The sequence below is a fragment of the Colwellia demingiae genome (assembly GCF_007954275.1).
GTDB classification, from domain to species: Bacteria; Pseudomonadota; Gammaproteobacteria; order Enterobacterales; family Alteromonadaceae; genus Colwellia; species Colwellia demingiae.
The window spans coordinates 128,708-143,231 of sequence record NZ_VOLT01000005.1 but is presented as its reverse complement, the minus strand read 5'-3'; the positions used below and the strand labels follow the sequence as shown (position 1 = coordinate 143,231).

Sequence of the window (14,524 nt, the reverse complement as noted above, 5' to 3'; positions counted from 1 at the left end):
AAATTAATAACGATGCATGTAAGCCTTTTAAAATCGCCCTTTGGGAGTTTATTAGCAAACTAATAACGGCTCAAAATTAAAGAAATATAGAATAACTATGTTTAAGTAATTCTTCTTGTTCTAAGCTCGCTAACATAACTCTAAGCTGATCAATTTATTAGTGTAATTGGTATTATATCAAATTTATTTCATCTCTTGATTCTGCTGCCGTTATACGTAATTATAGGTCTATGTAACTAGAAATAAACCAAGCTGTTATGAAAAACGTCGAACAAACAAACGAGTTGCCTACTAAAAAAGTAGCCATGAGCAACGCTGAGAAGCAAAAGCGCTATCGCGAACGACAAAAAGAGCGTGGTTTACAGGAAATGCGTGGCTATATGTCACCGGAAGCAAAAGATTGTTATCAACTTATTAGTGAACAAACGAACTGGTCTGATAGTGTTATATTAAGTAATGCAGTGCGGCTAACGTATGCTGCTTATAAAAATGGGCAAATAGGTTTATTAAATAACTGGCTGAAAAATAATAAGCTCTAATTGTTGTTAATAAAAACAACTTACAAGTACTTGTTTTTTTACATAGCACCAGACTAGTAAACTCTTAATAGCATTAGTTTTCTATAATAATCAATTGAATAGTCAGTGGTTTAGCTATACCCTTGCTGTTTTTCATATCTAATTAAGGTTGCCTTGCGTGATAAATGTTTTATTGGTTGATGATCACCACCTTGTACGTGTCGGTATTAATAAAATTTTAACGAGCGTTAAAGGGTTGAAGGTTGTCGGCGAATGTGAAACAGGTGAAGAAGCCATTAAGTTCTGCCGAAAAGATGAACCTGATGTTTTACTCATGGATATGGATATGCCAGGTATGGGTGGACTTGAGGCTACCAAGAAAATTTTACGTTTTGCACCCGGTGTTAAAATTATAGTTTTAACCGCGCATACCGAAGATCCGTTCCCCAGTAAGGTAATGCAGATGGGGGCCGCTGGGTATTTAACCAAAGACGCGGGCCCAGATGAAATGGTTAATGCTATTCGTGCTGTTCACAGTGGTCAACGTTACCTCCCTTCTGATATTGCCCAAAAAATGGCATTGAACCAGTTTAAATCGGTTGAAGATAACCATTTTAATACGTTATCCGATCGAGAATTACAAATTATGATCATGATAACGCGTGGTGATAAAGTGCCTGCTATCTCAGAGCATCTAAATTTGAGCACTAAAACTATTAACAGTTATCGTTATCGAATGTTTGAAAAACTTGATGTCAGTAATGATGTAGAGCTAACACATTTAGCGATCCGCTATGGTATGTTAAAAACAGAAAAGCTGTAAATCTCTTTAAAAAAGATTAGCCTCAATGCCTCAAAATACTACTGATAATGTAGAAAAGAACCAAACCAATAAAGCCTCAACTTTCGATAGTGAGGCTTTTTTGCGTGTAGTTACCGAGCAGGCTGGTGTTTATCGAATGTATGACAGTAAGCAAGTTGTCATATATGTAGGTAAAGCCAAACAGTTAAAGAAACGTCTTGCGAGTTATTTTCGAAAAGATGTGGGGTCTGTTAAAACACAAGTCTTAGTTAAGCAAATTGCCGCCATTGAAGTTACCGTTACCCATACGGAAGGTGAGGCGCTGATCCTTGAAAATAACTACATAAAAAAGTATCAACCAAAATACAATATTTTATTACGTGATGATAAGTCATATCCTTATTTACTTATTACCGCTCATAAGCATCCCAAGCTAGGTTTGCACCGTGGCGGTAAAAAAGTTAAAGGTGAGTATTTTGGTCCATTTCCCACGGTTGGTGCTGTTTGGGAAAGTTTGCGTTTAATGCAAAAAATATTTCCTATTAGACAATGTGAAGACAGCTATTATCGTGCACGGTCAAGACCTTGCTTACAACATCAATTAGGTCGTTGTTCAGCGCCTTGTGTTGATAAAATCTCTGTTGATGATTATAAAGAACAAGTCAATTTAGCTAAGTTATTTTTGCAAGGAAAAAGCTCTGCGGTAATAGAGCAGTTAGTTGAAAAAATGGAATTAGCTAGCAATGAACTACATTTTGAACTTGCGGCAAAATATCGTGATCAAATAGTAACATTACGTAAAGTCCAGCAGCAGCAGCATGTAAGTGGTCATGTGGCAGAGCTTGATGTTGTGGGATTATATCGAGACAAAACTCAAGTGTGTATTCATCTGCTCTTTATTAGGCAACATAAAATTTTAGGCAGTAAGAGTTATTTTCCTACAGTGCCGAGTGATAGTAGCGATAGCGAAATATTACAAGCTTTTATTGCTCAGCACTACTTAAGCAATGAAACGTTAAGTCATGGCAAAGTACAGAGTAGTATTCCAAAAGAGATTGTCATTAAAGAGTCAATCGAACAGGTAACAGAGTTAGCGGCACTATTGAGTGAACAAGCAGAGTATGACGTTAAGATATCAACCAATACACGTAGTGAGCGAGCCCAGTATCTAAAGCTTGCCGGTACCAACGCACAAACGGCTCTAGTAACCCGAAATAGTCATAAAGAATCAATGCAAGCCCGCTTTGTAGCTTTAAACGAAGTATTTGAGCTTGAAAATGGCATTCAACGTATTGAGTGTTTTGATATAAGCCATACCATGGGACAACAAACGATAGCCTCTAATGTTGTCTTTAACCAAGAGGGACCACTGAAAACGGATTATCGCCGTTATAATGTCTTTGGTATCACTCCTGGCGATGATTATGCAGCCATGGCATTTGCGTTAAACAAACGTTATGGGAAGTTAAAAGCTAACCCAATAAAGCCTGAAGAGCATGGTGCATTAGAAAAGTTACCTGATATTGTTTTTATAGATGGTGGTAAAGGACAGCTTGCTAAAGCCGAAGAGTTTTTTAGCCAGCTTGCACTAACAAGAACACCATTGTTAGTGGGGGTTGCTAAAGGAGAGTCACGCAAACCAGGTCTAGAAACGTTAATTTTAGCGGGTAGCCATCAGCTGATCTCTTTACCAGCTACCTCACCAGCATTACACTTAGTACAACATATTCGAGATGAGTCACACCGTTTTGCCATAACTGGGCATAGAGCGAAAAGACAAAAGGTGAGCAAAAAGTCTCGCTTAGAGTCAATTGAAGGAATAGGTGCAAAAAAACGTCAAAGCCTATTAACGTTTTTAGGTGGCTTGCAAGAAGTCATGCAAGCCGATATTACCGCCTTAGCCAAAGTTCCCGGTATAAGCCATGTTTTAGCTGAAAAAATTCATAATGCTCTTCATGATAAATAAGCGTTCAGTGTTACGATTTACACTCTCTGCTGAAAAATAGAAAAGACTTTCCTATACAAGACTTTATTCAAAGCTTTTACATACACTTGTCTTATTCTGCCGTAGCACTGCTATAACAACTTGTGTAAACTAAAGAAAAATACTTGAAGTGAAAAGTAAATGTGGACAATACCTAATCAAATAACCTTATTTCGGATCGTCTTGATCCCTATTTTCTTGATAATTTTCTATTTACCCCTTTCGTGGAGTAATTTTGGTGCATTTGCCGTTTTCTGGTTAGCGGCAATTAGTGACATCTTAGATGGTTACCTTGCTAGAAAGCTCAATCAGTCATCAGCTTTTGGGGCGTTTATAGACCCCGTAGCCGATAAACTGATGGTTGTTGTTGCGTTGGTAATGATTGCACAAGACTATAGTTCTTGGTTGGTCTCCATCGCTGCTATTATCATGATAGCTAGAGAAGTGTTTATTAGTGCTTTACGTGAATTTATGTCTTCTATAGGAAAGCGTGACATTATTGCGGTTTCTAATATGGGGAAATATAAAACCGCTGCACAAATGCTCGGTATTATGGGACTGATTTGGCAACCTAGTTATGATATTCCATTAATTCTGTTTTATTTGCCACATGAAGTGATTAATTATCTTTCTTATGCCTTTTATTCTATTGCGACGGTCTTAACCGTGACTACTTGGATTAGTTATTTCAAAGCGGCATGGCCAGAGTTGAAAGGGCAGTAAACTTTTATAAAAGCTTTGTTTAATTATAAACGGTCCAATAAATGGACCGTTTAGTTAAAAATAGCGCAAACGACTCGCTTTTTAAGCAGTTAGAATAAAAATTTGATTTAATAGTTGACTGGAAAATATTTAGATGTAGAATGCGTTTTCGTTGACAGGGAGTCAGCAAGTAAAACGAAATGAGCCAAGATGATGTTACGTTATCTAGCAAATCGCTTTACTAAAGTTTGTAATTATTAAGTTTAAATTTAGCGGCTGTAGCTCAGCTGGTAGAGCATCACGTTGCCAACGTGAATGTCACGAGTTCGAGTCTCGTTAGCCGCTCCAATTTAAGTTAAATAAATACAAGCTTATGATATTGATATCATTGAAAAACATCGTTAACAAAATGGCGGGTTGGCAGAGTGGTTATGCAGCGGATTGCAAATCCGTGTACACCAGTTCGATTCTGGTATCCGCCTCCATTTTGTGCCCGGGTGGTGGAATTGGTAGACACAAGGGATTTAAAATCCCTCGCCGAAAAGCGTGCCGGTTCAAGTCCGGCTCCGGGTACCATCCTTAACGATGATGGGAAGTAAAAAGTAAAGCTCTCATGAAGCGGCTGTAGCTCAGCTGGTAGAGCATCACGTTGCCAACGTGAATGTCACGAGTTCGAGTCTCGTTAGCCGCTCCAATTTTAGTTGTAATGCTAAAAGAAGTTTTACCTGTAAAAGTAGTAAGTGAAGATTAATATTCTACGAAGCGGCTGTAGCTCAGCTGGTAGAGCATCACGTTGCCAACGTGAATGTCACGAGTTCGAGTCTCGTTAGCCGCTCCAAGATTTCACTAAAAGAAGTAAGTAGGTTACCAATACCTACTATAAAAAACTCCCTTTATCTTTTAGATAACTATGCCCGGGTGGTGGAATTGGTAGACACAAGGGATTTAAAATCCCTCGCCGAAAAGCGTGCCGGTTCAAGTCCGGCTCCGGGTACCATTTATTTAATAAGATAGTTAGTACAAGTATCTCTACGAAGCGGCTGTAGCTCAGCTGGTAGAGCATCACGTTGCCAACGTGAATGTCACGAGTTCGAGTCTCGTTAGCCGCTCCAAAGTTTATATTTAGACTAAGTTTACGTAGGTTTCCAATATCCTACGCTAAAAAAAATTACCCCTTTATCTCTTGATACTTTATCATGAGAAAAAATGCCCGGGTGGTGGAATTGGTAGACACAAGGGATTTAAAATCCCTCGCCGAAAAGCGTGCCGGTTCAAGTCCGGCTCCGGGTACCATTTAAAAGCTACAATAAATTCTAAGTTGTTAAAAAATAAAATCATTTTGATTTTTTATTTAAAGTTATAATTTTAGTTATTGTCAGTCTTAAACAAATAAACTCTCATACCATCAAACTATTCACACCTTCTAGTTGCACAAATTTCGATTATAAATATATTTTTAGATCTCATCATCAAAAGTTCTATCGTTTCATTATGTTAAGAAACATACAAATCACTTCATGCTATTCTTGAACCCACCTCGATTCTTAGGCGCTGACTCCAAGCCTCGTTTATGACTTATTTTTTATTCATTGTGGGCGCGAACTAATAAACTATATTGACCTAATAAAATGACATCAGTCACTACATATTAAACCCGCCAACAATAAATACATTGAATAAGCTTTATTAGTAACCTGCTAAAATGATAACTTAACTAAAATCAATAAGACAAGTATGTCATTAATTATTAAAAGGATACTTTATGTTTGTTATGACACTTTTGTTTCGGTATTTATTGTTTTCCTACCTCACATTGATGACTATTTACACTTCAAATGTTTATGCACAGCAAAAGTATACTATTTACCTTGATGCGGACTTTAGCGGTGCTACTGCATCGAGCTTAGCCATACAACAAGGTATCACTACTGCGCTTGCCGAAGTTGATAATCAAATTCAAGGAATCGAGTTTGGCGTAATTTTGAAAGACCATAGAGCGAATTCATTGCGCAGCCGACGTAATTTAGAAGCATTCTTAGCCGATGAACAAGCATTAATGGTTTTTTCTGGTTTACATTCGCCCCCTTTGTTAGCAAATAAATCCTTTATTAATGATAATGATATTTTATTATTAGACCCTTGGGCAGCAGCAGGACCGATAACTCGTAGTGGTTCAGATAAAAACTGGATATTCCGTTTATCTATTGATGATAGCAATGCAGGACTATTTATAAGTAGAAAAGCGATTGAACAAGGTTTTAGTAAACCCTATTTATTATTAGAGGATACAGGGTGGGGGCGTTCTAATGAAAAAACAATGACTGAAGCCTTAAATGAATCATCAATAAAACCTAAAGGTTTGTCTTGGTTTAATTGGGGAGTTGGGATGAATCATGCCAAGGTGTTACTTCGTGATATTAAAGCGAGTGGTGCCGATGTCATCTTTTTTGTCGGCAATTCAGCAGAAGGAGTTACTTTTGCTAAGGCTATGGTTGATTTACCCCAAAGCATTCGTTTACCTATTCGGAGCCATTGGGGTATAACAGGGGGAGACTTTACTGACAACGTTCCCGCAAGTCAGCGTGAGAATATTGATTTGCAATTTATACAAACAAATTTCTCTTTCATTAATGATAACTTATCAGCATTGGCTAAAAACGTATTAGCCTTGGCCGTTAAGTCCAATAGCAATATAAAACACCCCGCAGATATTAAAGCACAAACAGGTTTTATTCATGCTTATGATCTCACTAAAATTGTCATTACTGCCATTAAGCAAGTTAAATTAACCGGTGATAGAAACCAAGATAAAAGCTTGGTTCATCATGCCTTGGAGCATTTAGTCCAACCTGTACCTGGACTGTTAAAAAGATATCAACGGCCGTTTTCTCCTTATAATAAAAAACAGCTTAATGCTCATGAAGCATTGACCATTGAAGACTATGCAATGGGAAAATATACTCTTAAAGATGAGATTGTTTTACTTAACTCGTTAGGGGATAACCATTAAAGTAATATTATTGAAAGTATTGAGTGAAATAAATGATTAAAACTACAGTCTCTTTTGCTTTAGCAAGATTTGTTTTTATTAGTTGTGTCGGCTTAGCGGTAATTATTACCAGCTTAGTTAGTACTCATGTGGTTGATCTAGTTAATACTGAATATGAAAAAATTGCCAAAGGAGAGATCAGTGCATTAAACAGTAGTTACCGTGTGTTTCTTAATCATCACTTGATTTTACTGAAAGAGCAATCTCAAGAGTCACTTTTTGTTCAAGGTATAATGCAGCCTAAAAGAAACATAGGGAAAATAAAGGATTATATGGCGGGCTTAACATTATTAGGTCTGAAGTATGATGAAACCCTGCTTGATTTCGAAGGTACTACATTACATTCCACCTCTGCCACTGAGGTTAACTACCAAGAATTTCCATGGGTGAAAGCCATACTCAATGAAGAGCAGTCTAGCTCTATACAAATTTTAGCCATTGAGGGGCGATATTTTTGGTGTGTAGCATTCCCTGTAATATATAACAAACATGTTGAAGGCGTTTTATTAGCGAATATTCCTTTAGAAACTATCCTTGCAGGTCAAATAGATGTTGAGGTTCTTGATGGTTTAATGATTGAGGTGGTGAAGGGTACACAAACCATTGCTAAGTTTGGTAAACAGGCCGTAGGTACTAAGCAAACAATACAATGGCAAGATGCAGGGGTTAGCTTTAATTTTACCGTTGATGAAGCTTATAGAAACGATGCGCTATATGATTTAGTTTTTCAAATGGGTAGTTATATTATTCTAGCAATAGTGCTAACGACGTTATTAGCCTATTTGTATGGCTATCGCTATTTTGTCAAACCTATTCTTGCTCTTTCCCAGTTAACGTCTAGCCTTGAAAAAGGTCATAAACCTGATGTCTTACAAGGCGATTTAAGGTTTATGGAGTTTGCTGACTTGTTCAATCAATTTAATCTTATGAGTGAAAAAGTAGTCCAACGTGAACGCGCGTTAAAAGAAAGTTATGAAAAACTGTCAAACACGAATGAAGAATTAAAGCAGAGTGAATCACAATTAGTACAATCTGAAAAAATGGCTAGTATCGGTGTGTTAGCTGCGGGGGTTGCACATGAAATAAACAACCCTATTGGTTTTATTCGAAGTAACTTAGAAGTACTTGAAGATTATTTTTCTGATGTTGAAAAATATTATTATGAATTTAATCGCTCGCTTGTAAGCGAAGTGGATAAGGAAAACCATACAAAACTAGCAAAGAAATATGAGCTAGAGTTCCTTTTTAAGGATTCACCACCGTTAATTAAAAGTAGTATCTCAGGCGTAGATCGCGTCAATGAGATAGTCAAAAACTTAAAAACGTTTGCTCGTGTTGACCAACTAGACAAAGCCCTTATTGATATCAATGAAGGATTAAATGCTACCTTAAATATGGTTCATAATGAGCTTAAATATAGCTGTAAAGTACATGTCGATTTACAACCATTGCCGAAGGTTCATGCATTTCCAGGCAAGTTAAATCAAGTGTTTATGAATTTATTGATTAATGCAGGGCAATCAATAAATGATAAAGGGGACATCTTTGTTAGAACATTTGTTGAAGAAGGTAATATTGTTATTGAAATTGAGGACACTGGTAGTGGCATTGATTCTGAGAATATAACGCAAATATTTACCCCTTTTTATACCAGTAAACCCATCGGAGAGGGTACCGGATTAGGCTTGTCTATTAGCCACCAGATAATCGAACAACATAATGGCAAAATAACGGTGAAATCAGAGTTAGGCAAGGGAAGTTGTTTTTCAGTTTACATACCTATTAGTTGAACCAATGATCTCACAGTCTGGACTTGTTAAAATATTTGTAGAAATAACATTCAATGCATCGCCAATTGTTTGTTTTTAAACTACATGAATTAAATAAAGTAGTTTAAAAACACAAGGGATGTTCGATATATATTTCAGCAACCTTATAGCGAACCGGCATCAGGGTAAAACTGATAGATATCATACTGTCCTAGCATTCATTCAGGTTTGCCAATTAACATCAGGCTTCCAATGACTTATCCACGCAGGAATATCACTGGCAGGCATTGGTCTGGCAATGCCATAACCTTGTGCTAATTCACATCCTAGCTGTAATAGTGCGGTGCCGTGTTCAATCGTTTCAACGCCTTCAGCAATCACGTCACGTTTGAATGATTTAGCTAAGGCTATTACCCCTTCAACAATGGCTAAATCATCCTCGTCATACAACATATCTCTCACGAAACTCTGGTCTATCTTAATTAAGTTTGCTGGTAATCGTCTTAGGTAAGTCAGGGACGAATAGCCAGTGCCAAAATCATCTAGCGAAAAGTTTACACCCAGCGCTATACAGGCATTCATTATTGTTGAAACATTATATACATCTTCTAGGGCACTTGTTTCCAGCACCTCTAACTCTAAATAGTGTGGTTCAACATCGGGGTGGGCTGCTAGCAGTGCCATTAGCCTATCCGCAAAGTCAGGTTGCTGTAATTGTACTGCTGCAATATTTACGCTAACGCTTACCTGGAGGTTAAGTCCCAATTTTTGCCATTGGCTAATTTGCGTCAGTGCGGTATCAATAACCCATTCACCCATCTCAATACTCATGGGATTATTTTCAATGACAGGCAAGAACTCTATTGGATTTAAAAGGCCTCTTTCCGGATGTTGCCAGCGAATAAGTGCTTCAACTCCCGTTACAGTACCTCTCCTCATATTAACCTTAGGTTGATAATGAAGGACAAATTGATGATTATCTAATGCACTGCGAATAGCCCCTAAGCTTTCCCGTTGCACTTTCACCGCATCATCTTGAGCTGTATCAAATAAGTGATAACGATTCTTACCTGATTCTTTAGCCACATACATAGCTTGGTCTGCGTGCCGCATGAGTAAGTCGGCACCCACATTATCTTGCGGGTAGAGTGTGACGCCAATACTGGCTGATATACTTAATACAATACCATCAAAAGTGACCGGCTCTGACGCGGCTAGCAATAACCGTTCTAATACGGGTTCACAATCTTCAACTGTGGTTAGATCAGCTAATACAGCCACAAATTCATCACCGCCAATGCGTGCTAAGCTATCATTTTCGCGTAATGCTTCTTTCATACGCACAGAGAGAGCTATCAGCAGTTCATCGCCTATATCATGCCCATAAGTATCATTGACGTGTTTAAAACCATCTAAATCTAAGAATACCACCGCGAGCGATTGTTCGTGACGGCTACATTGCAACATGGCTTGCGACAATCTGTCTGCCAGTAATACGCGATTAGGTAAATTAGTGAGTATGTCGAAATGGGCAATGTGTTCCAGTTGATTTTGATGTTCTTTCATCTGTGTTATGTCATTACCTAATGATACATAATGGGTCGCTATACCATGTACATCACGTACTGCACTAATAGTTTGCATTACCGCATATACTTCACCATTTTTACGTCTGTTCCAAACTTCGCCAGACCAGTAGCCTTCTTTTTGTAGGGCTTGCCACATTTCAGCGTAGAACTCAGGTGATTGCCGTCCAGATTGCAGAATACGTGGGTTTTTGCCAATAGCCTCTTCATGACTAAAACCGGTGATGTTAGTAAAAGCGTCGTTAACATCGATAATAGTGGCCTTATCATCAGTGATAATTATGCCTTCACCCGCATGGCTGAAGACACTGGCTGCTAGTTTTATTTTTTCTTCTGCTAGTTTTCGGTTGGTAATATCACTATGTGTGCCGCTCATACGAAGTGGCTTGCCATTACTATGACGCTGCATCACATTAGCTTGGTCATGCACCCATCTATAACCACCTTCTTTAGTTAACATGCGATATTCAAGACTATGGGATTTTGATCGACCTTCAAGTACGTCACTAATGGATTGCCATGCTTTCTCTCTATCTTCATAATGTACGAAGTCTGCCCATTGATTAGTAGTGTGTTTTAACTCTTTATGGGTATACCCGAGCATGGTTGCCCAGCGCTCATTTCTATCCACTTTACCTGTGACTATATTCCAATCCCAAAAGCCTAGATCGGCCCCCGCTAAGACTAGTTGCATTTGTTCATCACTTGCTTTTAAGGCTAAATTGGCTTGAATTTTTTCAATGGCGATACTTGCTAGACTGGCTACTTGCTCAATCAATGTGACATTGGCTTTTGTTGGCTGATTTACCTCATGATGATAGATAGCAAAAGTGCCAAGTACTTTCCCTTGCGTTGAACGTATTGGTTCAGACCAGCATGCCTCTAATCCTGCCTTGCTTGCTAGCGCTTTGTAGGGGGCCCAATAAGGATGATTTGGAATGTCTTCAACGATAACACGTTCATTGGTAAATGCTGCGGTACCACAGGAGCCAACGCCGACACCAATCTCAATGCCATCAATTGCTGCGTTATAAAAATCAGGAAGGCTCGGTGCCGCGCCAATCAATAAATGTTTACCCTCATCATCTAGCAACAGAATGCTACATAGCATGTCTGGGTTTTCTTGCTCAACACCTCGCACAATCGCTTCCAGGATCACAGGTAATAGGTCGCCACTTGTTAGGAGTTCTAATACATGAGTACGCGATTTTTCACGTAGTTCAGCGAGTTTTCGTTTGGTAATATCTTGATGTGTACCACAAAGCCGAAGAGGTTCGCGGGTTTTTTCATCGTACTCAATAACAGAGCCAGAGCCTTGAATCCATACCCACCGGCCATCAGTATGCTTCATTCTGAATTCAACAACGTAATTTTTTCCAGACTGAATATGCGTTTGGACAGTTTTTTTCATAAACTCGTCGTCATTGGGATGAATAAGTCCATCCCAGTCACTTATGTGATTGGTAATATCTTGTCGTGACAGGCCAAGTATTGATAACCATTCATCATTAACAACATGTTCTCCAGTCTGATAACACCAATCCCAATAACCCAACTTCGCTCCATTAATTACATTTAGAAGCTGTTTTTGAGAGGTATTAACATTTTCATCGCTCAATCTTAGTACGTCTATATTTTTGATTCGCCTAGTGTTATAGCGCAGTGATAAACCACCTATGATGGTTCCCAATATAAGAATAAGGGTGATTAATAATAGTTGTGTAAATTTAAATGCTTGTAAGTCTTCTGCTCTTGCTTTTTGTAACGCGCTCTCAACACTATCAGCAGAAAGATTAAATTTTAAAAAGGCGAGATCAAATTGTTGTTCGATATCAGAACCAATACCGGATATTGACTGTGATGCCCATCGATTTTTTGCCATTTGGCGAAAGTGATGAATACCGTTTATTGTTTCTTCAATTTGGTTACGTAAGGAGGGGTCGTTTAAAGCGAGGAAGGTGCCTTCCTCGTTAGTGCCACCATCAAGCATTGCTTGAGCATACCATTCTGATTGGTCAAGGTTGTCCCAGATATCTTGGATATCAATCGTTTCATCGCCACTCATAATCTCTTCAAACCACAAATGTGCTGTAGTTGCTTCAAGCTTAATTTCCATAGTGGCATCAACTAAAGGAGTATAACGTTCTGCTATATCGCGTCCGATGAGGAATGAATAGTAAATGATTGCCATGGTGAACAGTGTTACGGAGATAGAAATAAAGAGTATTTTACGAGAGTCAGTGGTCATCAGGTACATCCATACTTAATACAGTGGATTAACGTCCTTTATTTCAATGGTGTAGAGACACATCCTTTTAGCCAGTGCCATGCTATAAATAATCATATATGTAAGATTATTAATATAGCAAAAACTCAAGTATTATCACCATAATTAAATTAAAAACCATAATTAAATTGAATACTTGAATTAATAATCTTCAAGGATAGTAAATATATAGTAAACGTCGCTTAACAGATCAGAATAAACTGCCTGAAAAGACGTACAGCAAATGACTGATTCAGGCACCGAATAGCCCTTTCAAAGGTTATTCGGTGCGATTTTAAGTCATATTATTTGTGGAAGTTCTATGTGTAAATAGACACTTTTAATGTCCGCTATTTATCTCTACGCAGAAATTATACTGTTAGTTGGCTTGACTGATACTATGCATCTTTTCTCTGTAGACACCGTCCTCTGGGCTCATCACCTTCATGGAGCACGATATCTGAGTGCAAGAATTGTGCAGCCTCTGCAGAATCTTTCACTTTGGAAGCACTGCGTGCTAACATTTCTGATTCAAACTCGGTTAACACACTATCCCTTATTCCAGTTTCTCTCCATTTAGAAAAAGGTCTACATCCTATTGATATCCCTCGAGCCAACGCAAGCGCATCCAGCAGGGCTTGATTCGCTCCTTGGCCTTTGAATGGACTCATAGGGTGAGCAGCATCTCCGATCAGTGTCACTTGCTCTCCTTTCTCCAACAATTCTGACTTGAGCAAGGCTCGATCATACACCGGATAACCAGAAATCTGTGCTTCTAGAGTCGCCGCTAAAATTTGAGGTATGGGATCGTGCCACTGACATCTACGACATGCTTCTTCCTTGAGTGCTTGAACCCCTAAGGCACTCAATGCCTTAGCCTCTTCTTCTGGCATTGGGAAGCTAAGCTGCCACATTACCGAGTCTGAGGAGTAAGGCATGATGTAGATCCGCTCATGGCCATTGGCGGTTTGGAACACAGTAGCCGAGTCCAGCAAAGAATTCTCAAGTCCATCGAGAGCTGCCAAAGGGCAAATACCCAAGATCACGAGACAACCTAAGTATTGTAAAGGGGAAGTATGCTCACCAATCAAAAACTTTCGTACCGAACTGCGGATACCATCTGCGCCCACCACAAGATCAGCTTTGGCGTTCTTTATCTTTCCGGCTACTTGAAAGCTCAGATCAACAACTTGATCTTTGTTTTCATTAGTACTTTCTTTAAAGCTGACTAACTGGTGGCCCCACTGCACAGCATCATGTCCACCGAGTTGTTCAAGCAAAGCTAAGCGTAAAGATTTCCGTGCGATATGAATATTAGTGCGCTTGGGTGACTTTTTCGTATCTGACTGCAGCCATTTTCTGATCCCCCATTCACCGATCACTTTTCCTTTTGTGGTATGAACCACATGTCTTGTTGATATCAGCCCTTTATCTAACGATAAAATGCCTAATCCCTCGATCGCTTTACTTGCTTGTTGTAACGTGAGTCCATAGCCCTGAGAACGAGCATCAAAGCCGCTATCGCGTTCATAAAGTGTAAAGGGGATACCACGGTGCAAACAAGCGACAGCCAAAGCAACCCCTCCGATACCACCACCAATAATAGCAACGTGTGGGTAGTGTTCTGTATCTGCTATAGGGTGGTTGGTAGACTGAACCAAGCCCGTTCCGCAACAATTCAAGCAATCATAAAGGTGACCCTTAGGTCGAACGGGAGCTGTGCCTTCGTTATTCGTTTTTTCAAATAGCGCTAACTCTCTTTGATAGCGGAGTCTAACCTTTTTGCGTAACCTCATGCTTCTTTTGCCACGTCCCTGACATTCATGACATGTAGCCCAGTTAACCTGT

8 protein-coding genes and 8 tRNA genes are annotated in these 14,524 nt (G+C 39.0%); 14 read left to right on the top strand and 2 right to left on the bottom strand.

Annotation, left to right across the window (positions count from 1 at the left end; translation table 11 throughout):
- Positions 1-257: 257 nt before the first annotated feature.
- The 14 genes from ESZ36_RS11205 to ESZ36_RS11140 all read left to right on the top strand — a co-directional run bounded on the left by ESZ36_RS11205 (position 258) and on the right by ESZ36_RS11140 (position 8,845).
- Complete coding sequence (locus tag ESZ36_RS11205) at positions 258-539, top strand: hypothetical protein (RefSeq protein WP_146787744.1); 282 nt, start codon at positions 258-260, stop codon at positions 537-539.
- A 157-nt stretch (positions 540-696) separates the two neighbouring features.
- Complete coding sequence (gene uvrY, locus ESZ36_RS11200) at positions 697-1,341, top strand: UvrY/SirA/GacA family response regulator transcription factor (RefSeq protein WP_146787742.1); 645 nt, start codon at positions 697-699, stop codon at positions 1,339-1,341.
- A 25-nt stretch (positions 1,342-1,366) separates the two neighbouring features.
- Positions 1,367-3,286, top strand: coding sequence for an excinuclease ABC subunit UvrC (gene uvrC / locus ESZ36_RS11195; RefSeq protein WP_146787739.1), 1,920 nt, complete (start codon positions 1,367-1,369; stop codon positions 3,284-3,286).
- A gap of 159 nt (positions 3,287-3,445) precedes the next feature.
- Positions 3,446-4,027 (top strand): CDP-diacylglycerol--glycerol-3-phosphate 3-phosphatidyltransferase, encoded by a 582-nt coding sequence (pgsA, locus tag ESZ36_RS11190; protein WP_146787737.1) that lies wholly within the window; start codon positions 3,446-3,448, stop codon positions 4,025-4,027.
- Positions 4,028-4,278: 251 nt separating this feature from the next.
- A tRNA-Gly gene (locus tag ESZ36_RS11185) sits at positions 4,279-4,354 on the top strand.
- 63 nt (positions 4,355-4,417) lie between these two features.
- Positions 4,418-4,491: transfer RNA gene (locus ESZ36_RS11180), tRNA-Cys, on the top strand.
- A gap of 6 nt (positions 4,492-4,497) precedes the next feature.
- Positions 4,498-4,582 (top strand) — tRNA-Leu (locus ESZ36_RS11175).
- Between the two features lie 42 nt (positions 4,583-4,624).
- Positions 4,625-4,700 (top strand) — tRNA-Gly (locus ESZ36_RS11170).
- Between the two features lie 68 nt (positions 4,701-4,768).
- Positions 4,769-4,844: transfer RNA gene (locus ESZ36_RS11165), tRNA-Gly, on the top strand.
- 74 nt (positions 4,845-4,918) lie between these two features.
- Positions 4,919-5,003: transfer RNA gene (locus ESZ36_RS11160), tRNA-Leu, on the top strand.
- Positions 5,004-5,042: 39 nt separating this feature from the next.
- Positions 5,043-5,118: transfer RNA gene (locus ESZ36_RS11155), tRNA-Gly, on the top strand.
- A gap of 96 nt (positions 5,119-5,214) precedes the next feature.
- Positions 5,215-5,299 (top strand) — tRNA-Leu (locus ESZ36_RS11150).
- A 478-nt stretch (positions 5,300-5,777) separates the two neighbouring features.
- Complete coding sequence (locus ESZ36_RS11145; protein WP_246129071.1) at positions 5,778-7,016, top strand: ABC transporter substrate-binding protein; 1,239 nt, start codon at positions 5,778-5,780, stop codon at positions 7,014-7,016.
- A 32-nt stretch (positions 7,017-7,048) separates the two neighbouring features.
- Positions 7,049-8,845: a sensor histidine kinase gene (locus tag ESZ36_RS11140; RefSeq protein WP_146787732.1), complete on the top strand. Its 1,797-nt coding sequence runs from the start codon at positions 7,049-7,051 to the stop codon at positions 8,843-8,845.
- Between the two features lie 201 nt (positions 8,846-9,046).
- Here ESZ36_RS11140 and ESZ36_RS22885 read toward each other — a convergent pair whose 3' ends face one another.
- Both ESZ36_RS22885 and ESZ36_RS11130 read right to left on the bottom strand, forming a co-directional pair.
- Entirely contained in the window at positions 9,047-12,658 is a 3,612-nt protein-coding gene (locus ESZ36_RS22885) for an EAL domain-containing protein (protein WP_170235827.1), read from the bottom strand.
- Positions 12,659-13,074: 416 nt separating this feature from the next.
- Positions 13,075-14,472 (bottom strand): FAD-dependent monooxygenase, encoded by a 1,398-nt coding sequence (locus ESZ36_RS11130; protein ID WP_246129087.1) that lies wholly within the window; start codon positions 14,470-14,472, stop codon positions 13,075-13,077.
- Positions 14,473-14,524 lie beyond the last annotated feature (52 nt).